The sequence below is a fragment of the Paenibacillus alginolyticus DSM 5050 = NBRC 15375 genome, assembly GCF_000422905.1.
Lineage (GTDB): Bacteria > Bacillota > Bacilli > Paenibacillales > NBRC-103111 > Paenibacillus_E > Paenibacillus_E alginolyticus.
In genome coordinates this window covers 19,274-45,633 of the sequence record NZ_AUGY01000042.1, presented here as the reverse complement: position 1 = coordinate 45,633, position 26,360 = coordinate 19,274, and the positions used below count along the sequence as shown (strand labels likewise).

Sequence of the window (26,360 nt, the reverse complement as noted above, 5' to 3'; positions counted from 1 at the left end):
ACTGTGTGGATGAAGAACTTTACCGATTAATTTACCAAGCCAAACGAGGAGAAAAGGAAGCTTTCACTGCATTAATAAAGAGGTATAAAGGTCATGTTTATCGGTATGCTTTAGGTATGCTAGGGGATCAGATGGAAGCAGAAGATGCCGCACAGGAAGCCTTCATCAAAGCCTACTATTCGATGAATCAACTTGAAACGGAGTATGCCTTTTCTGCCTGGATAATTCGCATTGTTTCGAATCTTTGTAAGGATAAATTAAAAAAACGTACTAAAGAACAACCACTTTCAACAGAAAATGAAGAATTAAATGTAAGTTATGAACCAACACACCTCAGACTGACGATTGAAGAGGCAATGAAACATCTGACTCCAGAACACCGAGAGGTTATTATCTTGCATGATATTCATGGATACAAATATGATGAGATTGCCGTTATAGCAGATGTACCCGTAGGCACCGTGAAATCTCGCTTGCATGCTGCCCGAATGGCGCTGCGAATTGAAATGAAAAAGGGGGATGAGCTATGATTAACCATCCGGATGATATATTGTCAGCGTATATCGATAACGAACTGAATGATGATGAAAATCGCATCCTAGAAGAACATCTAGCTTATTGTGAACAATGCCAGACTTTATATGAAGATCTGCTTCACTTGAAGTTTCAAGCTTCCTCCGCATTTCAGGATTTTGAAGCCCCAGTGGACCTAGAACAAAGAATCATGAATGAAATAAATTTAAATCCGGCTGCTAAGCCTATTAATAAAGCGTGGGTTACTTTACCAGTATTAGGAATTCTTACTGTTCTTATTGTTTTAATTTTATCTGGGCCTGTATTTGTTACATTAATATCCATTTTGTTTAAGTTTATAGCTGTTCTCGTCTTTGTCATACCAAGTGTCCTAACGTCAGTTCCCTCTTTATTTGGTGCATCGATCATCTTTTCAATCTTCATGCTTATTTTCTCAAGTTTTTATCTACGTCGATTGCTCCAGACTAACATGAACGGAAGGGGATAATTTATTTGAAAAAAACAATATATGCAGCCCTTTTGGTTTTGTTCGCATTCGTGCTGCTTCCTTCTTCTGTTATGGCGAAAAGTATTTATGAGCATCAAACGACAACGATACCTGCCAATCAAACGGTTGATGATGTTATTATTATTGGCGGAAATGCTCTCGTCTTGGGATCAATCGCTAACTCTATTGTTATTGTAAATGGTGACGTCCACCTTGGGTCTACATCACAGGTTAAAGGCTTTGTATTTGTCATTGGAGGGAAAGTCCAACAAGACGCTGGATCCGTGATTAATGGCGACGTCATAAGTATTTCCTTGGATGATGCTACTCAAAATAGTCTTCTTATTGGTGGAGGACTCGTGCTTGGAATATGGGTCATTCAATTAGCTGGAAGTTTAATTATGATACTCATCCCCCTGCTGATGATCTTATTGGGTAAGCATCGAACCGCTTCTTTTATTGAGAAACATAGGTTTGAATCCATGGGCAAGCTGATCTATACAGGTTTTTTTAGCGGAATGATTCTTATCGCAGTAAGTTTGCTTTTGCTACTTACCGTAGTTGGAATACCTTTCATACTTCTTATAGGTCTCATTATTTTTGTTGCATTTGCTTTTGGAATGACCACCATTAGTTATCTCATTGCAGAACGAGTCCAAGGAACATCGGGGAAAGCGGACTGGATTAAAGCCACATTAGGAGCATTTATTCTAACCTCATCTGTAAATATTCCTATTCTGGGGTTACTCCTCCTTGTGGTTATCTTCCTGTTTTCCTTTGGGGTTGCAACGATTTGGTTTGTTGAAAAAGTAAGAAAGAAAAACCGAGTTTAATACGCAATTAGAGAGGTGGCAAAATGAACGAGTACTCTGATGGTAGTACGCTGGTTGAGGCTATTACTGGAAAGTGGCATAGATTAGAAAAAGGAATTCGTAAAGGAACCTTTCTAATCGAATTTTCCAATACCTTGCTGCTGAATATTCACGTAACCACTAACCATATCGATGTTCTTATGAAAGGTCATGATGACATTTTCAGACTCATGGGAGACTTCTCATTCGAAGGTCTGGATACGGAGGATCATAAATTTATGTTCCATAGTCTAGGAATTGATCATGTGCATTTCAACAATCGTGATATTCGTGTAGATAACCCAAAAAGTGAAATATCTACTGTGTTTGTTAGGCTAAGTCATGATAAGAAAATAGAAACCATTAACAAATTAGCGGGACACTAGAAGTAAGAGGCTGACTCTAAAGGTTGAAAACCTAGCGAGCAGCCTCTATTTTCTTTCGATACGGAGCGAAATCTAACAGAAATTCCTCCAGTTCATCTGGCGTTAATTGCTCAAAACGGTCATCTAACTGGAAAACTCCATGTAAACTAGCTTTTTATGAAAAAAAACCAAAATTAACGGTAACTTTTCCATGTAGTGCAACAGTGGAAACAAGAGGGAGTCTAAAGAAGAACGTCTTATTGGACAGCCTCTTCACGACTGCTCCTCACTCACTACAACTGAATCTCTAATCTGTTCAAAAGAAACTGGCGTATAATCCCAATGCTCCACACTCACATTAAAGTAATGGCGTCCCTCGTATTTCTGGCTGTGAATGTGGCCGTGTACATTGAGGTAGGGCATTTGTTTGTTCATATACATCGGCTCATGGGATAGGAAAAAGAAATTCTTATAAATGATCGGGTACTCGCTCACTTCGTCAAAGCCGACTTCAAGCCACCAGGTTCTCGACCTTCCTCGATCGTGATTGCCTAAGATGAGGATTTTATAACCGTTTAGCTCCGAAACAATGGCTTGAGTTCGCTCTTTATTCAAGAAGGAAAAATCCCCTAGATGAAATACTTTGTCTTCTTTACTAACAACAGCGTTCCATTTGGCAATCATCGTCGCGGTCATTTCGTCTGCATCGGCGAAAGGCCGAGCTTCGAAATCAATAATAGATGAATGACCAAAGTGATGGTCCGAAATAAAATAGGTATTAGCCATCGAATCCCCCTCCTCTTCTACTACTTAAACTTTCACGGTCTCTCCACCATAAGGACCACAGCAAGGTACATACAGGCAAAGCCCAAAGAAACGGCGCATAGCCAACATACGCGTGCACGGGTACGCCTACAATTGTTCCACAGACGATGGCAAGCATGTTCCATGGAATCATCGCAGCTAGAATAAGACTTGAATCAGCCACAACTCGAGCCAGCTGACTGCGAGGAAATCGCTCTTCCCAAAAAGGCTTCAAACTCCGCCCGGTCATCATAATTGGCAATGTTTGCGTACACGAAACAAGGCCTAGGCCTAGGCCAAACAGTGCTGTTCGTACAGTCGCCGAAAGGAGTGAAGCGGACGTCTCTCCCAGCAGCTTTTGCATATATGTCTCTAGGACACGATACTTTTCTAAAATGCCACTATAAGCTCCCGCGAGTGCGATAAGGGCAATCAGTTCGATCATGTTGGAAAGCCCTTTGGTTTGCAAAGAGTTAAACATGCTGGAATGGTAGCCAAACCACATATCATGCAGCCATTCATGCCAAGTTATTTGTTGCAAGCTCATGCCAATTAGGATGGCACAAGCAATCGACAAGAGGAAGCCATTTCTTGTTTTGAACCTTAAAAGGATCGAAATCAATAGGGCAAGCACTGGCAGCAAGATCCACAAGCTGTATCTAAATCCCGAAGCAAACTGCTGATTGTGTAAGGTGATGTCACTCCAATGCCATTCTCCACTCATATCGCATACGAGGAAAAACCCCAGCGAGACACCTAGCGCACCTATAGTTGTGGGTAGTAACGCTTTAAATAGGACCTTCATGGAAACACCTGTTGAAGAAGCCACAAGTCTGTTTGCACTGGAAAATGGTGAAGTCCGATCGCCAACAAAAGCACCCGACACAAGTGCACCAGCAACCATAGGAAGCGGGATTTGCAGCAGCAGCCCCAGCCCAATTAATGGGATTCCTACGGAACTAAGCGTTCCTGTAGATGTGCCCAGCACCATGGAGATGCAAACAGAAAGAACAAATGAAAAGGTTAGAAAAAAACTGGGATCAACTACACTAAGGCCCAAATCAATCATATATGGGATCGTACCGCTCATAGTCCATGTAGGAATAACTACGCCAACTAGGGCAAGAATCCAAATGACCTCTTTGGTGTGTTTAACACCTTCCCACATGCTTTTCAAGATGTCCTGCAATGTTGTTCCCGCTCGCCAAATGAGGGCAACCAATGTCAATAGCCCCAACGAAAATCCAATCACTAAAGGAATATGTAGAAAATACGCAGCAGCAAGCCCTATAATCGTTATCGTGATTACCGCACTAAGTTGTCTAATCGTTAACATCGTTTAGGCTAACATCCCTTGTATCGTTCGTTTGGTTGCATGTATTGCTTCTTTCAACGGCTTCGTCTCCCCTTGATACGGGTGTACCGAGCCAAAGGTATGGTTGCCCTCAGGAATTCTAATCCATGCAATGGCGGCATTTTGCTCAACAAGCCTCTGTGAGCCTCGGATTCCTCTCTCTCCATCTTCCGTTCCTTGAATAAGGGCGATTGGGAATTTAGCAGTGCTAATCCTACCCACAATATCGAAGCGCTCGCGATTATGCTCCATATCTTCTAAGATTTCGAGGTCCAGCGGCATGTTTTGTTTGGTGCGCCCGTTCATCGTGTACGTTCGCCCTGCTGCCCGCATCTGCGCTTTATTTTCCTCCGTAAATAAATCGACATTCGCAATTCCGTTCCAGCTAATCACACCGGCAATGTGTTCAGGATGATCAAGCGCATAGATCAAGCACACACCCGCCCCCCTGCTATGACCTAAAAGAAGAATGGGTTTCGGGGTTGTTGAGCTTTCACGGTTACGAATATGATTCACAACCGCATGCAAATCTTCTAAATCCTTGGAATAGGTTTCTCGAGCGAACTTCTCAAGTTCCGTAAACTCAAGTAAGTCAGCGCCCACGCCGTTGTGCGAAAAATTGATCGAAATCACATCGACCTCTTCGGCTAACGCCTGAGCCGCATGCGGGAACATCCCCCAATTTTTGAAGCCTTTGTACCCGTGACAAATAATTAAAGTCCCTCTGGCCGGCTGTGATGCCGCTTCATAAAAGTCCCCTCTCACAACACGATCAGTCGCTATACATAATTCAAACGGTTTACCCGCGCTTGGTTTCATTCGTATTCCCTTCCCTTCCAAATCGTGTGCTAATCACGGCATACTTCTGTTATTTTATCACAAATCAAAATAGATCAGCATAGTCAGGACGGCTGTTCATAAATTTAAGTCATTTAGTAAAAACTTGATTATGTGCTTATCAAACTGAATTAGGAGGAAGCTAACCTATGCATCCACACCGAGCAAACAGCTTGCTCCGAAAGCTGTTTTGCACGCTGTTGCTTACAAGCCTACTAACAGCTGCAATAGGGATTAACGCGCATACTTACGGCGAAATGCCACAGCTTGAAGAAACCGCGAGTTCTGGGAAGCTCCAGCTGGTCGTTAAAGTTTCACCTCACGCTGCTTATCAAACTGAAGCTATATTTGTAGATAAAAAATTACAACGAGAGCTAGAAGATGGAGATACTGGTGCCCCTTTCGTCGCCCCCCTTCTCCCGGATACCACGCTTTCCTTTGATAAAAAGGGTGTGCAACAAAGCTATGGTGTTACCCCGAATGGTGAAGTGGTAGATCTCTCGGCGAGACTCACGTTAAACATATCAAGCGCCGCTCAAAACACGCTTCGTTCGCAAGTTCAAGTTGTTAGAGCCAAGCACTATGGCGAAATACTTCCTTGGGAGGAGGCGAGTGAAGTCCTCCCCAAATACAGTAAATTCACTATCGTAGACGTGGAGAGCGGTCTTAGCTTTGAGGGGCAGCGACGCGCAGGCTCCCATCATGCGGATGTACAGCCGCTGACCAAAGCCGACTCCGCGACGCTCAAAGCCATCTACGGCGGCGCTTGGAGCTGGGACCGCAAGGCGGTCCTCGTGAAGCTGAACGGCCGCACGCTGGCCGGGTCCATGCACGGCATGCCGCATGGAGGTGACGGTATACCGGGAAATGACTTCAACGGTCATTTCTGTATTCACTTCCTCGGGAGCGTGACGCACGGCTCCCGCTCCGTAGACCCGGCGCACCAGGTCATGGTGCACCGAGCGGCAGGCTTGCTGACGGAATACATCAGTAAGCTCTCGCCCTGGGCGCTGATCGACGTGTGGATCAGCGCGGCGAACCAAGGTGACCTGCAGTTGCTGCAGGTCACCACCGGGCAAGAACAGGCGGTGCATGTGCGAAGCATGCGCCGACTGTCCAAGTTCCCGGAGCGGGACGTGTCCCAGCTCCTGCAGCTGGACACCGCGGTTGACGTTTCGGCTACGCCGATGCGTGCATCCGCGGTTGTGAATAGGCGCGTGCTCTTTCGCCTCGAAAGAGCTTCGCTTGATGAGCGCTGGTATATCCGCAGCGCCGTCATTCAATAATAAAGCCCGGCATCTCTGCGCTAGTCGAGAGATGCCGGGCTTATGATCTTTATTTCACGGTAATTTTACCCTTCATGAAATCCTTATGAGGCTGACAGAAGTACGTATACTCACCTGGCTTGGCAAATGTAACACTTTCCGATTCACCCGTCGCCAAAAGCGCGGTTTTGAAACTGCCATCATCAGCGACAGCATTGTGTTTCACTTTATCCTTATTCGTAAAAATAACCGTAGAGCCAGCTTCAACAGTGATATCCCCTTCTTTGAAAGCAAAGCCCTCCATATTCACGTAATAGGTTTTAGCTACCTCTTGTCCGGATCCGGAAGTCTCTCCGCTGACGAGATTTACCGTCCGCGTTGCTTCATCATACATGACCTTAATCCCGAACACTTCAGCCAAAAATCGGGAGTGAACGAAGGTGGAACTGTTGATTAACTGTGCTGGACCGACCATAGATACTTTGGCGCCGTCCACATTGGCTTCGGAGGATCCGATCATGAGTTTAACCGTTTTTGCGTCCTTCTTTACCGTTACCGTTTGTGTAGCGGCGTCATAGCCCACTTCGGATCCAATTCCTTCCGCAAAGGCATGGTACGGCACAAACAAAGAGTTATCAATGAGGTAAGACTCATCCAGCTGCAAGGGTTTACCATTTAAAGTTAGCTTCATATCGGATTTTACCTGCTGTTGTAAAGATGCTTTCATACTCATGTCAGCCGCCATGCTATCATGCCCAGTCTCATGGTCATGAGCTGAAACCGATAAGAAGCTTGAAGTCAGCAAACCGAAACCGAGTACAACCGCGAATAAGCTTTTTTTCATATTAAAAATCCTCCTTTGAAAGTGTACATCTACTCAATAGAGTAAACGTATCAATGGAGGATTCGGTTTACTTTTGGGCGATTATTGTTGCGGTTGACCCGAAACTCTGCGCAGCTCATTGGCAAGACGATGAAATTCCTCTTTAGCCGCAGTTGATGACGTCGCCTCATATCCAGCCGAAAGGAACGGTATAATCACATTGGCATCTTTAGGAGACAGAGGATACGGCACAGGGGGCTCAGGTGGTGCTATCGTGTTCCACCAACCTTCTTTCCCATATGATTCATCATAATCCACGCCAATCCCATGCTCAACCACATCGTTCAAGTATTGATAAATGTTTATAAAACTCGACTTTTTACCGTCACTCCAAGCATACGTTTGCCAAAAATGAGAGCAAGCTCCCGCGTTACGGACGGCTTCCATCACCGTATAAGAACCATATACACCTGTCGTATACTCGGGTGTCGCCTCACTCGCTGCCCGGATATAGGCAATAATGGTAGGCATTTGGGCGCTTGAGGCATCAAAATCAACTGCAAAATATATACAGCTGCCAGGTGGCTGGCCAAGATTATGAGCAACCTGCACAGCTGTTGCCCCATCCGCCAAACCTGCGCTTCTTCCGCCGAGAGCTCGATTTGCAGTTGTTTCGAAGACAGATACGATTTGCAGACCTGCCTCGCTGATCGTGTCTGCTTCACCTTTGGTTAACGCTTTGAAACCACTCGGAACGAGATATCTGGCTACAAACAAGTAGCCATCTTTGACGAAAGCAGCGGCGGTTTGTGCCGTTAAAGGCGTTGAACAATCAAAACCTTTGGTCACTTTCTATCACCTAATTTCTACTAGTTTCATACAGGATATGCGCAGCGAGGGTTGAGCGCTACAAGGACAAGTTGAATGCCTATCCATGAAAGACAAAAAAGGCTCTTTCCCCGTAAGAAAGAACCCGATCTCTTCTATGAAGTTCTTAATCTTCTTTTGTTCCAAATCTTTTGGCATTCCTAACGCGCGCACGTTCGATTTCAACCTCACGATTTCGAGGCTCAGCATTAGTTACCAAGGAGTCCAACAGATTCCGGGCAACAATACTTACCTCGATGACAGCTTGATTGAATGCCGCTTCATTAGCCTTTGAAGGCTCAGTAAAGCCTGAGATCTTTCTTACAAATTGCAGCGAGGCTGCCTGAATTTCATCATCAGTAGCCATTGGATCGAAATTGAATAGAGTTTTAATATTTCGGCACATAACTTTCTCCTTTTGAATCGGTATACCATTAATTTTACAATAACATCCGAAAATAAGCACACCATCCATTCATCGCTGCAGACAACCATCGCTCCTGACGCATTTTAACTCACTATAAGGACAACGAATAAAGGCCGACGATTATCGTCAGCCTCTATCCTTTTTCATCTATTCATGCTTCGTATTATTGATACCCGCGGAACGATGAACCATACGAATTGGCATAATTCGTTAGTTGTTGAGGTTGCTGCATATTGGGAGACTGGAAGCTGCTTTGAGCCGTTTGTTCAAGCTGTCTGCACAACTGAGAAACGTGTTGTAATTGTTGAATAGCCATTTGGTGGCCATGCAGCGCAGATTGAATGATTTGGACGGCTTGTTGTTCCCGTTGTGCTAATTCTTCAAGTCTCATGGCATTTTGCTGCTCTTGTTGAAGCATTTGTTGGTACATCTGCGAGGATTGCTGCGTTTGGTTTATAAGTTGCGCAATGATCCCTTGCGTTTGTTGAAATTGGTTATTCATATTTTGGTTTTGATACATTAAAAATCCTCCTCATTTTTTGGGTCATAAGCTGTTACTAAATGTCTTCACGTACTTTAACGTCTTACTGTTGGCAACCTTGTATAAGATTTCTCTTCGGAGTGTCTTTTATCCCAAAAAAATAAAAAAAGAATTGCGCCGACATTTAACGAGACTGTTTGTAAAGTTTGATACAAAAGCATCTTACGCCATAGACGTAAATATCTCAAACATTCGTAAGCCTACGATCTGTCCCATGGGGTTCATAGCAACCGTCTTTACGCTAGATGTCCCAAGATCTATTCCGAATAGTATTGTCATTCAACATCCCATCCATTTCCGAAATGTTCAGCCTGTTTTTGCTAAAAAGCCTCTCCATATCATCGAAAAGTGATGAGACTGAGAGGCTTATTTGATGCTATAAAATAATAAAAACCCTTATACAAAAGGGTTTCCGTGCTATGGGCCCAGAGGGACTCGAACCCCCGACCAATCGGTTATGAGCCGACCGCTCTAACCAACTGAGCTATAGGCCCAAAATAAAATTTGGTTGCGGGGGCAGGATTTGAACCTGCGGCCTTCGGGTTATGAGCCCGACGAGCTACCGGGCTGCTCCACCCCGCGTCATTAGCTGCCGCTCAACAGCGACAAAAATAAATATACACTAAATGCGCGGTCTAAGTCAAGCGTTAATTTCTAGGGTATTTCGTGCAAATTAAGTGTTATAACGAACGCCAAATCGCCCTTTTTTGGACTTAAATACTTCCACTTCTTGTGGGCATTCATAGCCATAAATCCACCAGTCTTCTTCCATTCTTTTCGCCAGACAGCCCGCTTGAAACTTGGAATCATATAATTTAGCCCAATATATCCAGTTCATTGCTTTCACTCCGTTATATTCATTTCGTTAATCCTATCTTATCCAAAAAAAGATCTCCTTATGAGCACTCCACCACAATGCAATAACTACCGCTCCATATATAGCAAAAAACTACTTGGAAGTGCTCTAGAAGCACATGTCCAAGTAGTTTTTCGTTTCATTATCTATTGTTTGAATGTGGTCAACAAACGTTTAACGGATTCACCAAATTCGTTTGTGAATGTCTCAAATACTTTGACCTGAATCGGGAAGTCCAGTTGGTTGGATCTCGCATTTAGGTTAATTGTGTTTGAACCATTGTATAAACGCCCTTCCCCTGATAATGCTACAACTGATTTTCCTACCGGATTACCAACATTATCGAATAATTCGAATGAGAGCTTACTGTTAAATTTATCAACCGTTACTTGCTTATCCGGCTTAATATCTAGATCCAGCTTCAGCTTATAATCGTACGTCATATTACCTTGGAAAATAGCTGAAATCGTCCAATCTTTAATCGTTATATCGTAAGGATATACGTTTAGTGTTTTACTCGTTGGATCATTCTTCTGAACAGGCACCTTCGCCATAGCAAGCAGTGATTTATAAGTCGTTTCTCCACTAACCTGTTGGCTGTAAAGGTTCATTTTCAGTCCTTCACCTTTTTCAGATGCTGGAAGTGCATATGAATAACTAACCACATACGAGGCATTTGGTACAACACTTAGTGCTGTAGCTTCTTGTCTTCTTCCTCCATATGCATAACCATCTTTACTAACAAGTTCCGTTTGGATCGCCGGAATTGGGATCGGACGGTCACTTTTGTTCGTCAGTTTAAATTTCGCTACAGCTGTATTAAAGCCATCGTCTTCATTGCTTGTTACATGTAATTCAACCAAAGAAACATCCACATTGGAAGGTACAAACTTATTTGTAGAATCCAGTTTAACTGGTGTACCCAAGGTGTATTCTGGAGCTGGGATGACTCCTTGTGTCGCGGCACCAGTAGGGAGAAGAATATTGACACGACCTATCCGATAGGTGTCTTCGCGGAACTTGCCATCACCGGTAGCACTGGCAAAACTCTCTGGTGTTACGACATTCAAGCTAGTAAATTCCGTATCCAGATCGGTTGGAATGACAATATGGATATATTTCTTTTCACCTGGATCTAGCATGACAGAAGCTTCGGCGCGACTGCCGGAATAAACGTTATTTTCTGTCTTCCCATCAATCCCAAAGTTAGGAACGGTCTGACGTTCTTTGGTCGGATTTACGACTTGAATTTGAACAACCGTGCTCACTCCTTTGGCTGTGATTTCCTTATGAATGTCAACAGGTATGAATCCAAGGGTTGAGCGCAAAGAAGGTAAGGTAAAGGCTTCTCCCCATTTCAGGATCGCGGTTGGTTTCGTTATTGTGCTGTCACTGCCATTCCATACGATGCCAGAGTCAACGGCCACGGCAAGCAGTGTTGTTTCTTCTTTTGGATACACCTCAAGATTCACATCTACAAAGCTGAGGTCGGTAAGAGCAACATTGTCACTCCGTTCAACCGTCGTCAGGTAGCTGAGCTCTTGCTGGCTCTTGGGTAGTATGGATTTAGGATTTTTGGCACTTGGCTGCAGCGTATATTCGACACCATCTGCCATGCGAACCCGCAGTTCAAAGTCAGGTACACGAGTGATCTTACCACTCGTATTTTTAATTCGAATGACGGCACCCAATTTCGTTGAATCCGACTCGTGCTCATTGAGCATGCTTTTAATTTCAACCTCAATTTTATCCGTCAGTGTATAGCTTATATTCATATTTGCTGCCGCTGCTGCTGCCAAGTTCAGACCATCCGCAGCCCATGCAGGAAAAGATGCTGTAGTTAAAAGTGCAGCTGATAGAACAATGGTAGCTAGTGATCTCTTCATCCTCTTATTCACTTATTTCTCCTCCAATTATAGGGATCTTTGAGCAGGAGCTCAAAGTCTCTCCTTTTTAAGTTTTGGTTAGTTACCCACTTTTATTTTATCTTGATCTTTAAGTTGATGTTGACCGGAAATAACAAGAATCTCGTCTTCTTTGACTCCGGAGATAACTTCCTGATTGGTCTCATTCAATCGGCCAAGTTCTACTTTACGCTTCTGTACCGTTTCACCGTTCACAACAAAGACAAAATTATTACCACCCTCGCGAACAATGCTAAGACTTGGAACGACAGGTACATTTTGTTCGTCTTCCTTGGTAAGCTCAACTTGTGCCTTGGAGCCTGGTTTCAGCTTGCCATCCGGATTCGGAACCTCCAATTCCAGATCATACGCTTTGGATTGTCCGTTGATCACATCCGATAAGTAAGTCACTTTGGCTCCGGCTTTTGTCGTTACCCCTGGTATGTAGAAAGTCAATTCGTTTTTGCCTCTAACAAGATTAGCCAACGATTCCGTGAGTTGCGATTTGATTTTGATCGGATTCGTCTGTTGAACTTCCCCTACGCGGCCGCCTGGCGCTAACGTTTGACCAACAGTAACATTAAGATCGGTCAACACGCCGGAAGCTGGTGCTTTTACTTCAAGATTGCTAAGTGTCCTCTCGATATTCCGCGCATTTACTTGCGCCGTTTCTAAACTAGTCTCTACTTGTGCAAGCGAATTCGTCTCTTGCAGTGTTTTCAGTGATCTACGTGCGCTTGCTAAATCTTTCTTTCTATTACTAAGCGCAGTTTCCGCTTGCTCTAATTGAGATTTCGTTGCTGTCCCTAGATCGTATTCATTACGAACCGTGTTGTAGGCTTTTTCCAGATCACTAACGGCGGTCTCCAACTTAGAAACGCCATCCTTGGCATCTTCAATCCCGTTCGAGTTCCTCTGTTTAGCCTCTGTAAGCCCTGCTTGTGCACCTTTTATATTAACAGAATTCAAATCCTTCTGTATCAAAACATCCGTTGGATCCAAACGGAAAAGCACATCGCCCTTCTCTACGATATCTCCGCGTTTCTTCACGATTTCAATGACTTCTCCACCGGACTTCGCGACAATATCTAATTGAACGGATGATACCACGTCTCCGACTTGTTCTACTGGCTCACCAATCTTTTGTTTGGCAATTTTGGCCGTTTTGACTACCTTAACCCCTTGCTCGACTGCAGCAGTTGTTGCCGCCGGGCTTGCTGCTGGTGATGCGGAACATCCTGCGGCTATCGCCGCGCTAAGCGCGACGACACCGAATAATTTAGTACTCTGTTTAATCATAAACAACTGACGTTTCATATTCGTTTTCTCCTTTTCCCCTGTTTAGCTTATTGAAGCGCAGATCCTGCTTGCTCCGATTGAATAGAATTCGACTTTCCTTTTCTCTTGAAGAGGCGGCCTTCTCTTTTCTTAAATAAGATCTCATACATGATAGGCACGATTACGAGTGTTAGCAAAGTAGAAGTCGTAAGACCGCCAATAACAACAACTGCTAACCCTTTGGAAATGATCGTTCCTTTGGATAATCCAAGTCCTAAAGGCAAGAGTGCAATGATTGTTGCACCTGCCGTCATGATAATAGGTCTTAACCGCGTAATTCCCGCTTCAATAAGGGAGTCACGAATCGAATAATTTTGCTCTCTAAGCTGCTGTACGCGGTCTACAAGTACAATCGCGTTCGTTACAACGATTCCGATCAGCATGAGGAACCCGATGAGCGAAGTTACATTGATCGATTCGCCAGTTACTAGAAGTCCTAAAAGGCCCCCAATCGCAGCAAGCGGCAGTGAAAACAGAATCGCAAGCGGTGCTCTAGCGTTTCCAAAGGCAATGACCATGACCATGTAAACAATGAAAATGGAAGCGATGATGGCCATAAACATTTGCATGAAGCTTTTATTTATATCATCGGATACGCCCTTCACCTCACGAGTTACGCCTGAAGGAAGTTCTAACTTGGCTAACTCTTCTGTAATTTTCTTGCTGACGCCGCCTTTATCAGTGGCATCAATTTTCGCTTTTACACTAACAATTTGTTCTTGATCTTCACGACTAATGTTATTTGGCGCTTCAATCTGTTTGACTCGAGCTACCTCATTTAACTGAATCGTTTGACCGGTAGGCGTCTTGACTAAGAAAGTACCCAGTTTATCCACAGAGTTTTTGTAGGCAGGATTCAACATAACTTTGGTGGCATAAGTGACATTATTAAATTTCAGGTCGCCAAGCTTTTCTTCGGCAATCCAGGCGTTAACGGATTGTAAAATTTGAGCACTGGAGAGTCCATACAAGCGTGCTTTGTTTTGATCAACCGTAATTTCTACTTCGGTTTTGGAATCACTCAAGCTGTCTTTAATGTCGTTCAGCTCAGGAAACTCCTTCATTTTATCTTTTACCAACTGCGAAGCTTGCTTGAGATAAAGCTGGTCATCCCCTTTTAGTGAATAGGAGAAATCAGATCCAGTTGAGGTAGGAGGCCCACCAGTAAACAATTGAATATTCACATCGGATCCTGGAGGCATCAGTTTCAACAAATCTTCCTTATACTTTTTGACACCTTCTGTCGCGTCGGTTTCTGCTGTTAGCTCGAAAAACATCATCGCTCTATAAGCATAGCGGTCACTGCTCTGGTTGTAGCCTACAAGGGATTCAATGTATTTGAATGCGGGTTTGCCCGCTTTGTCCTTATGTAATTTCAAGTCTTTTTCAAGTTCTTTAGACTTCTCATTCATCATTTCGATGGATGTTTCTCGCGGCATTTTAATTTCGATGACCCCTTGTTTAACGGCTTCACTATTGGGCATGAAAGCCACCGCTAAATTAGGTACTGTAATAATGATCGAGAGTATAAGAGCTAAACCAGCCATCAATAATGTTTTGATGCGGTTATTCAATGACCATATGATCGCTTTTTTGTATTTCTCAGCCATAGGTCCCACGTGATTGTCATCGTGATTGGTAAGCTTCTTGCTTCGAAGTACCATCAGCTTAGCCAGCATCGGGATCACCGTTAAGGCAACAATCAAGGAAGACATTAAAGCAACGACGAGTGTAATCGCAAAAGGACGGAATACTTCACCTACTACCCCGCTAACAAATCCGATGGGACCAAATACACCCACTGTTGTAATTGTTGAGGAAGTAATCGCACTAGATACCTGTTTCGTTGCTAATTTAATAACAGATTCGTTACGTTCTTGCGCTCTTTGCAGTTGACTGTAGATATTCTCAATAACGACGATACTGTCGTCGACGACCCGCCCGACGGCAATGGCCATTCCCCCTAAAGTCATGATGTTAAGAGAAATGCCTAGAGGTCCCATGACTAATAACGTAACAAGAATCGAAAGAGGAATTGATACAAGTACAATGATCGTCATACGTATATTACGCAGGAAGAGCAAGATCATTAGTGAGGCAAGAACTGCGCCTAATCCGCCTTCTTGTACCATACCGTGAATAGAATCTTTAATATCGTTAGCTGAATTGTAAATTTTGTGGAATTTCACGCCAGGCAGCGTTTTTCCCCAATCCGTCATAAGCTTATCTGCGCTATCTGCAAACTCAACAGCATTCGCTGCTTTCGTTTTGTAAAGCAGAACGCCGATAGCTGGTTGATCATCTAATCTTGCAATGAACTTGGACTCGCTGATGGCTTCAACTTTGGCAATTTGTTTGAGAAGAAGCGTATCGCCTGTTTTCGTTGTGATTTTCAAATTATCCAAATTGTAAATCGTATCCATTTCGCCTTTGACTCGAACCATCTGCTGGTTTCCATTGAAATCAACCGTACCCGCAGGGCTAGATACCAATGAGGCTTTGATCAAACCCGAAACATCCGCCGGTGTTAGACCATAATTATTTATCGCAGGAGCATCCAATTTAATGGTAAGCACAGCATCCTGATTGCCTACAGAATCCACATGGTCGATCCCTTTAAGGCCATTAAAGCCAGGAAGAATCGTATCTTTGTAGGCTTTATCCAGCTCGGTTTGGTTCATTCCTGCCTCACCGTAAACCGCCAAATAATAGACCGGTTCAGAAGAAAAGCCTGCTGTTAACACTTTAGGTTTCTCCGAACCTTGAGGCATCTTCACATTGGAGATTAGGCTCTCTACGTCTTTCTTCACATCTTCAGGCTTCTTATCTTGGTCTAACTCCAGGATAATCTGTGAGTAGTTGTCCTGCGAGCTGGAGCTTAGGGTTTTTAATCCATCCAACCCCGCGACAGCCTTCTCAAGTGGTTTAGTAATTTCATCCAGCACATCCTTCGGAGGTGCTACGTATGTAGTGCTAATAATGACGACCGGAAATGTAATATCAGGCATACTTTCTACCTTTAATGTGGTTGTAGAAAACGTTCCTCCTACGACCAACAGCAGCATGACGATGAAAACAGCTGCCACATTTTTCATTGAAAACTCGGTTAACTTGGACATTCTCACTTCTCCCCTATCACCAGCTTTAATACCTACATCCTTCGTGCTCACTCAATTATCATACTTGGAATTTCTTAACAAAACATAAACTAGAATTGAAAATTTTATGTTTTTTCTCGGTCAGGGTTTATTATAGCTCTTCATTTTGATAAAAACAGGTGAATGAAGTCATATTTGAGTCATAAATTGGTCATATGAGCCGATAAATGGTTATGACTTCATGTGACTTAAATGAAAAAAAGCGAAGGCTGAGTGCCTCCGCTTTAAATAATGAATTAGTCCGTTGTGATAAACCAATCAGCTTTCTGTGAAGCCAGCAGCTTTCTCTGACCTTGAAACTCGTCATAAATACTGAGTGTATACTTCTGTAAGAATTTGGTGTTATAAATGAGACCCGGGTCAGGATTTGTAATTTTGAAGTTCTCCCGCTTACCCAGACGCATCTTCGTATCTTCATCTGCCGTTGAATCCCCGTTGATAACGTCGAAATCTTTGAAATCAAACTTTTTCTCAAATCGTTTAATCCCGCCGCCATCTTCAAAAACAAGCAGCAAGTTATGGCCTTCGGTATTAATCTCTGTTAGCTTTTCTTTCGTTAACTCGTAGTTAAATTTTATAGTAAATACTTTATCCTCAATCGATGTTCCAATTTTATCAATCGTAATGGTGTAGGGGAATAATTCGACATTTTTCAGCGTTGTCGCTACATTCGTCTTCTCATCAGGCAGCCAGTAGGATACAGGGTTCACATAGGAATCAGGGGCGGCTTTCTCGCCTTCCGACAGCTTCCCTTCGGTCACTGCTTCTCCGAGAAGTAAGTTCATATTCGCTGTCGTGTAACCTTTTGGCACAGAAGCCCATACATTTAATAACGCTTTTCCTGTTGGACTAATCTTGTTCTTTACTTCAGCAACCGTTGCCGGGAAAACCGTTCCATCCGAGGTTCGGAAATTGGCAACGAACTTGGATACATTCGTGAAACGCTTCTCCAAATTGGTTGCTTCCACCATTGCGGAGTACATGATATTCGTTTTATCCTCATAAGTGGATACGCTTCGCACTAAATACTTCGCTTTACGCCCAATATCATTGGATGTATAGGACTGGCCCATACCAATGAAAGGAATGGCCTGAAGCTCGGCCTGAGTGGAGAATTCCAGCACATCCGTTGCTGCAGCACTGCTCGTACCAGTACCCGTTCCAGTTGGTGGCGTTTCCCCGTCATTCTCTTGCAGAACTAATTTAATTTGTGAAAATTCATACGTATATGGCACTTTGCCTGCTATTTGCAGATTGACACTCGCTCCAGCACCCAATCCGATTACTTTCGACGTCTGGATGAGCTTGGCATCAATTTTCACAGCGCCATCAAGCAGGAAGTACCCTGATAATTTCGGGATCGGAAGTGATTCCTCACCTTTATTGCTTAGTGTCAAATCAGCCGTCAAAAGGTCTTGATCTTCCCAAGGTAATCGATGCAATCCATTAAGCTGAGTTGTATATACACCTGACTTACTTGTGAAGGAATACTCCTTACCAACAGAGCCGCCTTCTTGCTGCGTAACGGCAGGCAGCCCAAAATTCGCAATGGAAACATTTAATTTCAAGTCAGGAATGGTTTCAGCTACCGCTAACTGCCACTCGTCCGGTGAAACGGCTACCGGAATGGAACCAGATAGCTGAATTTCTTTGCTTTCCTTCGGATTGATCTTCAAATCTTTCAATCCTTTTGCTTCCAATGGATAAAGCAAGCCTTCTTTAGTACGAATGGAGAAGAGGTAAGAAGGAATCGTAACGGTATGATTGCCAGCATTCTCTAAAGTCACATATACGGTAGGAACGTGATATTTTTCATTCTTATTGCTGACAAACTTTTTAATTGCAGCTTTCACGTTGGTTCCATTTACAGAAATGACAGCAGCGCCATCTGAAGGCGTTACATCTGTATAAGAATCCGGTACAGCGACTTCGCCCAGGACACGCTCAAAATTGGACTGGCTAAAATCCCATTTGATAAATTGGACAACGAGATCTTGAAGGTTCGTGCTAGTGTTAACGGTCGCATAGAACGTTAAATCAGTCGTTGAACCGGGAGCAACCCGGTTCTTATCCTTATCTGCTGGCAGCAAGCGTGCTGAAAATTGATTGCCGGATTTGCTTTTTAGCCTTACCCAGTAATCAATAAATTGCAGCTCACTGCTCCCTTCGTTGTGAATGGTAATGGTAAATGTCGCGAGCTTGCCGCTTTGATCAGGCAATACATGGATCTGTTTCAATTCAAAGTAACTGCTGCCAGTAATGGAAACCTTACCTAAGGTCGTAGTAATAGCGGATGGACTGCTATCCGCCCAAACAGGTGTAACAGATCCTAGTGCCAATGCAGCAGACAAAGCAATGGTTGCCAAGCGATAGCGTTTCTTGATGTACATGGTAATGAGCGTCCTCCTTCATAATATCATCCTATAAGAATTCCAACATGCCTTAGCCAGCAGGCACAGCCTGTTGTATCATCGGGTTCATAGGCGTATTTGGATTTTCCTTCATTTGTTTGAGCATCGCATCCCCTTGGGTCTGCCATTGCTTGAGTGCTTCGCGAGCTGTCGTTTTTCCTTGAAGGACATTCATAAACTGCGTACGACCAATTTCTTGTACCTGATAAATGTTAGGATTCGTGCGATAAATTTTCATGTTATTATCCATTGGAGCTGGTGTCACATTGTAGAAAGCTTCCATATGAAAGTCCAATCCATCTTTAGGCTTCAAATATTTGGAACGAGCAACCAAGTTATAGGAACTATGAGATTTCAATTTTGCCCAATCTTCGCCATTAATGAACTTAATGAATTTCCAAGCATCCTCAGGGTTTTGCGCTTTGGCATTTATACCCATAATACCATTCATATAGATGGATCCGCCAACACCTTTTGCTTCCGGATGGGAAGGAATCGTAACAACATCCCACTCGATTGGTGTATAGCCTTTAAAATTCGCTGCATTTTTGTTTGCATTCGTAAGCTGTTGAATTTGACCATAATTGATAATCGCCATGGCCAAGCGACCTGACATGAAATCATCATAGGCAAAAGGATTATTTTGATCATACTGACGGTTCATCGGCTTCGACGGATCCATCATCTCTGGGAACACTTTCTCTTTTTGCATCTGAGCCATTTTTGCCCAAACTTTTTCCCATTGGTCCGTATCCACCGTCATTTTCTCTCCAGCATCATCGAACATTTTCAATTGCAGGGGAGCTGTGTACATTTGCATACCATAGAACAAATCTCCGCCTTGCGATTGCGTATTAAATGCGAAACCATTGATGCGGCTGTCCCCTTCCCCTTTAACAAGGCGTTTGGAAAGATCGAAGGTCTCATCCCAGGTCATCCCATCCTTCGGATAATCGACTCCCGCATCTGTGAACATTTTCTTATTATAAATGAGTGCAGAAGAGCTGAATGTCGGAGCAAGTGCGTAAAGCTTCCCGCCGCCTGCATTTTTCATACCATCCATAACCGCTGGAACGATCCCTGCGGTGTCGAATTTATCTTTCGTTATTCGTGGATCTAGCTGTGTAAGCATGTTGCTTTCAATCATATCCGGCAGCTGTTCATAACCAAGCATAACCACATCCGGCGGATTATCTCCCTGCATGACTTCCTTCAGCTTCTCCATGGGATCGGGCATTTTCTCTCCAGGTTGAATGTTGCCATAACGGAACTTATCATCCATCGTTGGAATCATTTCAATCTTGATATTGGGATTGGCAAATTCAAATATTTCGGTGAATTGTTGTCTGAAATACTCGTCATCACCTCCGTACATCATAGAAGTCGCGATCTTAAGTACGCGCTCCTGCTTATCATCCGTTTTTTCCCCTTTGGTACAAGCAACTGCTAATGGAGCTACCATAACCAGCGTTAGGGTTGTAGCAAGCATTTTACGTGAAATCTTCTTCATTTTGATTTTCCTCCAACGGTTTGTGAATTTGCTTCCATTCGTTCGATACCTTCACTCGTAGATAGATCTTTCGGTGCTTTAATCATAATTTTCTCGCCATCAAACTCCATCGTAGCTTTTCCGTCAATTTGTAGAGCGTTCAAGTAAGCCTTCGGAACCTGCAATCGTCCCGCACGGTCCAGTACCACATATTCCTCATGGTCATCACCTGTGAGACCTGCCGACGTTCCATCGAGTGCGGAAATCGAAGGATTGCGAGCAATAAACTCCGAGCTTGTCATGCCGTCTCGAATGGCAACGACTCGCCCTACTTTGCCTGCCATGGACATATCGTGAGTAACAATGACAATCGTCACACCTAATTCCTTATTCAGCCGCTCAAAAATAGAAAGAATCATATCTGCCGTCTTCGTATCCACCGACCCCGTCGGTTCATCCGCAAGCAGTAAACGCGGGCGGTTAGCAAGCGAAATCGCAATTGCCACGCGCTGCTGCTCACCACCGGACAGTTCTTGCAGCTTGTTATTCATGCGGTGGCTGAGACCGACCCATTCAAGCAACTGCTTCGCGTAGACAGGGTCATAGTTCCCGCTGAGCATCATTGGCATTTCCACATTCTCGAGCGCGGTCAGGTAAGAGACAAGATTTCGCGCATTATTTTGCCAGATGAAGCCGACTGTATGTCGTTTGTAATCAACTAGCTGCTTATCGGTAATCTTCAGTAAATCCCAATCGCCGACTTTCACTTGACCTGCAGAAGGGCGATCAAGACCTCCTAATATATTCAGCAATGTGGATTTGCCGCTTCCGCTATTCCCGATAATGGCCATAAGCTCACCGGCGTCAATCTGAATGTTTAGCCCCTGCAAAGCGACAACTTCAATCTCGTCTGTTTTATAAATTTTGACTAATCCCTCGCAAGTAATCACGCTATTTCTCCTCTCCCAGCTTCACAGCCTGATGAACGCGCAGCCTTCTAATGTGTAAGAACAGTAACAGCGCCCCTGTTATCATCATGAAAGCAACCACGAAATATAGCTGATAAGTGTCTTTGGAATCAAAAACCACTCGGAACGGCGGCACCTGCGTCTTCACATTCTGAGAAGTTTGAAGGAAAGGAAGGAAGAAATAACTCGTTAATTTCCCAATTCCGATGCCTAATGCGATGGACAATCCAGCCGTAAAACCTTGCTCTAGGAGCAGCATGCCAGTCAATTGTTTGCGGGAAAGTCCCATGGCGCGAAGTACCCCAAACTGCACAACTCTGCTAGATAAATTGAAGAACCAATATAGCATGTAGCCGATTAAGGAGACGATCACTGAGACGAGAAAGCCCAGACTAAGAATGCCAAAGACGCCGCCTCTTGCTGGAAGTTTCTTCTGAATAATGAGCTCGTTACGAACATCCTTCACGGAAGCAAGCTCAATTCCCTTCGCCTGCAGAGCTGTAACAATCGGAGCAACTTTAGCATCCGGTTTCATTTTGAGCCATACTTCATAGGGTGTAATTGGTGCCTGATCGTATATGTAATCTAAATTTGCTATGAAAAATGGTGTCTGATCCGGATATTGACTCGGCCAATACGGCAGGATACCAACAATCACGAATTCCACGGGCTGCTGACCAATGGTAATTGAAAGCAGATCACCCGCTTTAAGCGCATATTTACTTGCATAATTCGAAGGTATAATGACAGCTTGCTCATAGCTTCCTAGCAAATTCAGGTATTGATTCGGATGCGCTGGGAATAAATCGGGCCGGAACCAAGCTACTTTAGCAAAATCAGCATTGTCGATTCCCATGATCATTCCCTGACCAGTTGATTTACCTGAAACAACAACGTTCGCTTTCATTTGCAAAACTCTGGCCGCAGCCTGGACGCCCTCTAGATCACGGAACATTTGGAAGGGCGGTTCAACATAACGAATCTTGGTTGGTGTCTCCTCTCCAGGTTTCGGGCCGCCTTGACCTTGGCCTCCACCCGCACCCGAGCCACCGCTGCCATTGCCGCCATTATTACCTCCGGCACCTGATGTTCCGCTTCCCTGAGCACCGCCGCCGCTTTTCCCTGCGTTCGGATCCTTCGGCAGATCGTCCGAGAAGCCTTCCCAAACGGTTTGCAGCACAACATCGGTACCATATTGATACATGATCCGCTCCGTCGAGTTCAGATCAATCGTACGCGCAGCCGAAGAATTGTATACGCCGAGGCCGAGCGTAAGGATAAGCAGCAGCATGAGCGGATAGTAGGCTTTGGCTGAGCGCGAAAGCTGAACAAGCGTCAAGTATAGCGGCACGGGCAGGAATTTGCGTCCTAGCCAGCCGAACAATCGCAGCAGCCACGGAAAGATGCGCAGAAAGAAAAGGCCTAGCGCGAAGATTGAAAGTGCTGGAACGAAAAACAGCAGCGGATGCACCTGTAGCTGATCGGTCGTTAGCCCTGTTTGGATAGATAGTACTTGGCGTTGATCAAATAAATAAAAGCCATAGCCAACAAGTCCTAACAGTACAATGTCAATAAACCAACGCTGCCATAGTGGCGAGCGGTCTGATCTTGCTAGCTGCTGCTTATAGTTGACAATCGAAGATCTTGCGAAAAGAACAGCTGGAATCACACTGGCAAGAATTGCAATCAGAACAGCGAGCCCGCCGTATAGCAATGCCTCATTAGTGAAGCCAACAGGAATTGATTTACGATCAACGAACGTAAGAAATCCACTGGATGAGCCAATACTTTTCGCCATGAACCAGCCCATAAAAGGTCCAACCAGCAATGCAATCGCCCCAAGCAATAAACCTTCCAGAAAGTATATGCCTACAATTTGCTTCGTACTTCCTCCACGGCTTCGCAGGATGGCAATCACACCTCGCTGTCGATCAAGCGATTGTCTGGCATTCATCACAATGTAATAAAAAACCATCGCAATCATTGGAGCCGCTAATGTGAATAATAAAATTTGCATCTGCAAGCTTTGGGCTTTAAATTCAGTAAGAATCGGTTTAAATGAAACATCCACCTTTGTATTCTTCAGCTTTTGGAACAAGTTGATATCCAAACGCTCCAGACGATTCTCAAGTGGCGATAATTGACTGGTTTGGATATTCCGCAGATCGAATGCATAATACCAATTAGCGAGCTGAAGCGGAATTTTCTTCTCCGTTAACAACGTCTTCATGAATACATCATCATGAATAATAAGTGCGTTTACTAACCCTTCTAAGCCTTGAAACCAATAAGGACTCGCTTCATTTTTGGGTTTGAAGGAACCCACGATCTTCACTTTTAATAATTGACTGCCGCCTGCACCTGAAACCGAATAACTGAATATATCCCCTACATGCAGATCGTTTCGAAACAAAGCTTCTTCTAAGACTACTGCTTCTATTAGGCCATTCTGCACTTGCCCAGAAGGCATCTGTCCGATGGACCATTCAACCTGATCGGATAGTCCGCTTAACGTCGTTAATGTCATTTGCCGACGTTTACTAGGGTCTGCTTTTGTCCCATCTGCGGGAGTTAGTTGCGCTCCTTTGATGGAATAGTTTCTTGCATAGGTCTGTAAGGGAAAGCCCACATCTTTCGGAATTTCATCTTGTATATACATATTGACGTCTTTGAGCTCTGTAAGCCCTGCACGTTCTGTCCCAACAGCTTGATAGCGCATGAGCAGCGAGCCTGCTGGAAGTCCCTCGCTCTTTTCTTCTAACGATTTGGCGACAACTCGCTTCAGCGACCCATCGGCATACATCGGAATGCTCGTGGTGAAAGCAACAGCCATCACTAGGCCAAGCAAGGTGCTGAGCGTTAGCCAACGGGTATTCCACATTTTCCGAAATAAAAACCGCAGCATCGGCATGGACATTAGCGACCCACTACTTTCTGTCCAGCTGTGAGACCTTTTACAATCTCCACATCTGTTGACGTCTGCTGACCAATTTCCACGTCCACTTCCTTCTTATTCCCTTGATTATCGATGACCTGGACATAATTCCGACCCGAATACGAGCGAAGCGCAGCTAGAGGGATAGTTGTGGCGTTTTCTTTTCTTTGGGTAATAATCGTAACACTAAGCGGTGTACCTCGATTCAGCCCTTTCGGAAACTCACTAAGCTGAACCACCAAATAATTATCGATTGTATCCTGCTCACCTTGCCCACCTTGACCCGGAAACATGCCGTTATTATTGTTGTTCCCAGCTTGCGGGTTCGGCAGCTGCTTCACTTTCCCTTTGTGCTGGCCGGCTGAATTAATATCCACCTGCACGTCCATGCCAATGGCTACTTTCTTCGCATCATCTGCACTAATACTTGCGGCCACCGTTAGTTCATTCAGATCGGCAAGGGTCGCAACGGATTCTCCGGTCTTCACCGTATCGCCTTTCTTGGCTGTTACAGTAACGATAGTTCCGCTGAACGGAGCGAGCAGCTGCGCTTTACCAACTTGCGTTTCAAGCTTGGTCAGTTCTTCACGCTTCAACTCAAAATCAATCTTTGCCTGCTCAATTTGCTCAGGCGACATTTCATCTGCTTTCCGCAGCGTTTCGATCATCGTAAGTTCATCCTTACGTGTTTGAAGCTTCTTCCGCTTCAAATCACTGGCCATATCCGTTACGTCAAGCTCCGCGATCGGCTGACCTTTTTCAACGGAATCCCCATTTTTCACAAGAATGGCACTGATCCGTTTGGCTGACATATCTTCGGAGAAAAACAGTTTCTCCTCTTGCAAAGCCATTAAGCGCCCACTCCCTCTCACTTTCGTTTCAAGGGTTTCCGTTTTCACCGTATATTCAGGCTTTTTGGAAAGCTTAGGCGGATTAATCGTCGGAAGCGATTCTTCATCCTGCTCCTTAGGCAAAAGTGAACATCCAGAAGCAAGTAGTAATGTCGAACATACAAGCAGTGCAGCTAAAGGCTTCATCGTCCAATTAAGTGACGAATCTTCCGTCCACCATTTCGTAAACATGATCGGCAACCTCCAAAATTGTAGGGTCATGTGTTGTCATACATATCGTGACTTGTTCTGCTTTCATGATGCTGCGAAAAACAGACATAATCTGCGCACCCATCTGGGAATCTAGCTCAGCAGTAGGCTCATCCGCCAAAATAAGGGAAGGTCGATGCGCAATCGCCTTTGCAATCGCGACACGCTGCTGCTCGCCGCCGGATAGCTCATAAGGACGATGATGCATCCGCTTGCCAAGCCCAACGAGCTCAAGGCAATGCTTCACACGGTCTTTCCACTCAGAACGCGGAATACCCGCCATTCGCAGCGCTAGCTCGACATTTTCCCAAGCAGACAACAAGGGCATTAATGCATAGGATTGAAAGATAAAACCAATTTCCTTGCGACGAATCAACGTTCGTTCATCGTCACTGCTGAGATGAAAAGCGTGCTCTTGAAACAAAATTCCCCCCTCATTCGGCTGATCAAGCCCCCCGATTAAATTAAGCAGCGTCGTTTTCCCTGAACCAGATCGGCCTTTGAGCATGACAAGCTGCAGCGGTTTGAGCTCCATCTCAATCCCTTTCAGTACCTCTAACCTTTGGCCTCCAACTTGAAAGGAGCGGTGTACCCCACTCACCGTTAATAACGGAGAATGGCGTTGGCTGAGACGCGAGAATCGTTCATCAGATTGCGGTTCCTCATCGACAGCTAAAGCGTCCAAAGCGCTTCTTTTACGAAACCAGCTTGCCATTTGGTATGTCTTCCTTTCATTTCCAAACTGTATGTATGATAAAATAGACGGAAGATCTTTCCAAAAAGTTTCATGAAACTGAAAATTTCCTGAAAGCCTTTTGGCGATAAACCCGTTTGTATGAATCTATTAAAATATACTATCAAATGGAAAATTCATCCATACAACGAATTGCCTATTTTTTACATAACAATCACCCCATCTACCTGATTTCCGGATATACCAAAAACCCCACTTTTTCATTCACAGTTTCCTCTTTCTATTCATACATCTAGAATAGGGGAGACTGTTAAAAGAATAAGTAGGGTAAATATAAATTTTTCATTAAATG

At 44.3% G+C, this 26,360-nt stretch carries 22 protein-coding genes and 2 tRNA genes; 5 read left to right on the top strand and 19 right to left on the bottom strand.

The genetic code is table 11. The features are described from left to right. Positions 1 to 5: 5 nt before the first annotated feature. The 4 genes from G519_RS0119170 to G519_RS0119155 are packed head-to-tail and all read left to right on the top strand — an operon-like array spanning position 6 to position 2,258. Positions 6 to 530, top strand: coding sequence for an RNA polymerase sigma factor (locus G519_RS0119170; protein ID WP_029196078.1), 525 nt, complete (start codon positions 6 to 8; stop codon positions 528 to 530). Next, a complete protein-coding gene (locus tag G519_RS0119165) occupies positions 527 to 1,021 on the top strand; it encodes an anti-sigma factor family protein (protein ID WP_029196077.1) in 495 nt (164 codons plus the stop codon). The genes G519_RS0119170 and G519_RS0119165 overlap by 4 nt, the downstream gene beginning before the upstream one ends. Before the next feature lie 5 nt (positions 1,022 to 1,026). Then, positions 1,027 to 1,854, top strand: coding sequence for a hypothetical protein (locus G519_RS0119160; RefSeq protein ID WP_029196076.1), 828 nt, complete (start codon positions 1,027 to 1,029; stop codon positions 1,852 to 1,854). Between the two features lie 23 nt (positions 1,855 to 1,877). After that, entirely contained in the window at positions 1,878 to 2,258 is a 381-nt protein-coding gene (locus G519_RS0119155) for a hypothetical protein (RefSeq protein WP_029196075.1), read from the top strand. A 252-nt stretch (positions 2,259 to 2,510) separates the two neighbouring features. Here G519_RS0119155 and G519_RS0119150 read toward each other — a convergent pair whose 3' ends face one another. From G519_RS0119150 to G519_RS0119140, 3 genes are read right to left on the bottom strand one after another with little or no spacing between them, the layout of a single operon-like run. Continuing rightward, positions 2,511 to 3,023: a metallophosphoesterase gene (locus G519_RS0119150; RefSeq protein ID WP_029196074.1), complete on the bottom strand. Its 513-nt coding sequence runs from the start codon at positions 3,021 to 3,023 to the stop codon at positions 2,511 to 2,513. Further along, a complete protein-coding gene (locus G519_RS0119145) occupies positions 3,016 to 4,377 on the bottom strand; it encodes a Na+/H+ antiporter NhaC family protein (RefSeq protein WP_029196073.1) in 1,362 nt (453 codons plus the stop codon). The genes G519_RS0119150 and G519_RS0119145 overlap by 8 nt, the downstream gene beginning before the upstream one ends. 3 nt (positions 4,378 to 4,380) lie before the next feature. Next, positions 4,381 to 5,214 carry an alpha/beta hydrolase family protein gene (locus G519_RS0119140; RefSeq protein ID WP_036633411.1) on the bottom strand — a complete coding sequence of 278 codons (834 nt, stop codon included), beginning with the start codon at positions 5,212 to 5,214 and terminating at the stop codon, positions 4,381 to 4,383. A 167-nt stretch (positions 5,215 to 5,381) separates the two neighbouring features. On the opposite strand from G519_RS0119140, the gene G519_RS43655 reads away from it, so the two are divergent. Continuing rightward, complete coding sequence (locus tag G519_RS43655) at positions 5,382 to 6,518, top strand: hypothetical protein (RefSeq protein WP_051253508.1); 1,137 nt, start codon at positions 5,382 to 5,384, stop codon at positions 6,516 to 6,518. A 49-nt stretch (positions 6,519 to 6,567) separates the two neighbouring features. Here the strand turns inward: G519_RS43655 and G519_RS47670 are convergent, their stop codons facing one another. From G519_RS47670 to G519_RS0119055, 16 genes are all read right to left on the bottom strand, one after another. Next, on the bottom strand, positions 6,568 to 7,341 hold the full coding sequence (locus G519_RS47670) for a stalk domain-containing protein (RefSeq protein WP_051253507.1): 774 nt from the start codon (positions 7,339 to 7,341) through the stop codon (positions 6,568 to 6,570). Between the two features lie 81 nt (positions 7,342 to 7,422). Further along, positions 7,423 to 8,169, bottom strand: a complete 747-nt coding sequence (locus G519_RS0119125) for a DUF1906 domain-containing protein (RefSeq protein ID WP_029196071.1) — start codon at positions 8,167 to 8,169, stop codon at positions 7,423 to 7,425. 145 nt (positions 8,170 to 8,314) lie between these two features. After that, the gene (locus G519_RS0119120) at positions 8,315 to 8,593 is read right to left on the bottom strand and encodes a DUF2277 domain-containing protein (protein ID WP_029196070.1); all 279 of its coding nucleotides are present in this window, start codon (positions 8,591 to 8,593) and stop codon (positions 8,315 to 8,317) included. Between the two features lie 184 nt (positions 8,594 to 8,777). Further along, positions 8,778 to 9,134: a hypothetical protein gene (locus tag G519_RS43645; RefSeq protein WP_036633410.1), complete on the bottom strand. Its 357-nt coding sequence runs from the start codon at positions 9,132 to 9,134 to the stop codon at positions 8,778 to 8,780. Between the two features lie 441 nt (positions 9,135 to 9,575). Continuing rightward, positions 9,576 to 9,649, bottom strand: a tRNA-Ile gene (locus G519_RS0119110). Positions 9,650 to 9,660: 11 nt separating this feature from the next. Then, a tRNA-Met gene (locus G519_RS0119105) sits at positions 9,661 to 9,737 on the bottom strand. A 91-nt stretch (positions 9,738 to 9,828) separates the two neighbouring features. Continuing rightward, the gene (locus G519_RS51315; protein WP_164484139.1) at positions 9,829 to 9,993 is read right to left on the bottom strand and encodes a hypothetical protein; all 165 of its coding nucleotides are present in this window, start codon (positions 9,991 to 9,993) and stop codon (positions 9,829 to 9,831) included. A gap of 164 nt (positions 9,994 to 10,157) precedes the next feature. Further along, positions 10,158 to 11,909, bottom strand: a complete 1,752-nt coding sequence (locus tag G519_RS0119095) for a hypothetical protein (RefSeq protein ID WP_029196069.1) — start codon at positions 11,907 to 11,909, stop codon at positions 10,158 to 10,160. A 66-nt stretch (positions 11,910 to 11,975) separates the two neighbouring features. Further along, a complete protein-coding gene (locus G519_RS0119090) occupies positions 11,976 to 13,232 on the bottom strand; it encodes an efflux RND transporter periplasmic adaptor subunit (protein ID WP_029196068.1) in 1,257 nt (418 codons plus the stop codon). A gap of 29 nt (positions 13,233 to 13,261) precedes the next feature. Beyond that, positions 13,262 to 16,372 (bottom strand): efflux RND transporter permease subunit, encoded by a 3,111-nt coding sequence (locus G519_RS0119085; protein WP_029196067.1) that lies wholly within the window; start codon positions 16,370 to 16,372, stop codon positions 13,262 to 13,264. A 275-nt stretch (positions 16,373 to 16,647) separates the two neighbouring features. Continuing rightward, entirely contained in the window at positions 16,648 to 18,801 is a 2,154-nt protein-coding gene (locus G519_RS0119080) for a hypothetical protein (RefSeq protein WP_029196066.1), read from the bottom strand. Between the two features lie 52 nt (positions 18,802 to 18,853). Beyond that, positions 18,854 to 20,332: an ABC transporter substrate-binding protein gene (locus tag G519_RS0119075; protein WP_029196065.1), complete on the bottom strand. Its 1,479-nt coding sequence runs from the start codon at positions 20,330 to 20,332 to the stop codon at positions 18,854 to 18,856. Beyond that, positions 20,329 to 21,261 carry an ABC transporter ATP-binding protein gene (locus tag G519_RS43640; protein WP_051253506.1) on the bottom strand — a complete coding sequence of 311 codons (933 nt, stop codon included), beginning with the start codon at positions 21,259 to 21,261 and terminating at the stop codon, positions 20,329 to 20,331. Before G519_RS43640 ends, G519_RS0119075 begins: the two co-directional genes overlap by 4 nt. 1 nt (position 21,262) lies before the next feature. Then, the gene (locus tag G519_RS0119065) at positions 21,263 to 24,196 is read right to left on the bottom strand and encodes an ABC transporter permease (RefSeq protein ID WP_409372017.1); all 2,934 of its coding nucleotides are present in this window, start codon (positions 24,194 to 24,196) and stop codon (positions 21,263 to 21,265) included. Then, the gene (locus G519_RS0119060) at positions 24,196 to 25,296 is read right to left on the bottom strand and encodes an efflux RND transporter periplasmic adaptor subunit (protein ID WP_029196063.1); all 1,101 of its coding nucleotides are present in this window, start codon (positions 25,294 to 25,296) and stop codon (positions 24,196 to 24,198) included. Before G519_RS0119060 ends, G519_RS0119065 begins: the two co-directional genes overlap by 1 nt. Beyond that, positions 25,259 to 26,029 carry an ABC transporter ATP-binding protein gene (locus G519_RS0119055; protein WP_084160229.1) on the bottom strand — a complete coding sequence of 257 codons (771 nt, stop codon included), beginning with the start codon at positions 26,027 to 26,029 and terminating at the stop codon, positions 25,259 to 25,261. The genes G519_RS0119060 and G519_RS0119055 overlap by 38 nt, the downstream gene beginning before the upstream one ends. Positions 26,030 to 26,360: the final 331 nt, after the last annotated feature.

Coding starts and splice junctions, on each gene's coding strand:
- G519_RS0119155 (WP_029196075.1), top strand. CDS start 1,878: ATGAACGAGTACTCTGATGGTAGTACGCTGGTTGAGGCTATTACTGGA.
- G519_RS0119150 (WP_029196074.1), bottom strand. CDS start 3,023: ATGGCTAATACCTATTTTATTTCGGACCATCACTTTGGTCATTCATCT.
- G519_RS0119075 (WP_029196065.1), bottom strand. CDS start 20,332: ATGAAGAAGATTTCACGTAAAATGCTTGCTACAACCCTAACGCTGGTT.
- G519_RS43655 (WP_051253508.1), top strand. CDS start 5,382: ATGCATCCACACCGAGCAAACAGCTTGCTCCGAAAGCTGTTTTGCACG.
- G519_RS0119065 (WP_409372017.1), bottom strand. CDS start 24,196: ATGTCCATGCCGATGCTGCGGTTTTTATTTCGGAAAATGTGGAATACC.
- G519_RS43645 (WP_036633410.1), bottom strand. CDS start 9,134: ATGTATCAAAACCAAAATATGAATAACCAATTTCAACAAACGCAAGGG.
- G519_RS0119080 (WP_029196066.1), bottom strand. CDS start 18,801: ATGTACATCAAGAAACGCTATCGCTTGGCAACCATTGCTTTGTCTGCT.
- G519_RS0119060 (WP_029196063.1), bottom strand. CDS start 25,296: ATGTTTACGAAATGGTGGACGGAAGATTCGTCACTTAATTGGACGATG.
- G519_RS0119055 (WP_084160229.1), bottom strand. CDS start 26,029: ATGGCAAGCTGGTTTCGTAAAAGAAGCGCTTTGGACGCTTTAGCTGTC.
- G519_RS0119165 (WP_029196077.1), top strand. CDS start 527: ATGATTAACCATCCGGATGATATATTGTCAGCGTATATCGATAACGAA.
- G519_RS47670 (WP_051253507.1), bottom strand. CDS start 7,341: ATGAAAAAAAGCTTATTCGCGGTTGTACTCGGTTTCGGTTTGCTGACT.
- G519_RS0119085 (WP_029196067.1), bottom strand. CDS start 16,372: ATGTCCAAGTTAACCGAGTTTTCAATGAAAAATGTGGCAGCTGTTTTC.
- G519_RS0119140 (WP_036633411.1), bottom strand. CDS start 5,214: ATGAAACCAAGCGCGGGTAAACCGTTTGAATTATGTATAGCGACTGAT.
- G519_RS51315 (WP_164484139.1), bottom strand. CDS start 9,993: ATGAACTGGATATATTGGGCTAAATTATATGATTCCAAGTTTCAAGCG.
- G519_RS0119145 (WP_029196073.1), bottom strand. CDS start 4,377: ATGTTAACGATTAGACAACTTAGTGCGGTAATCACGATAACGATTATA.
- G519_RS0119120 (WP_029196070.1), bottom strand. CDS start 8,593: ATGTGCCGAAATATTAAAACTCTATTCAATTTCGATCCAATGGCTACT.
- G519_RS0119090 (WP_029196068.1), bottom strand. CDS start 13,232: ATGAAACGTCAGTTGTTTATGATTAAACAGAGTACTAAATTATTCGGT.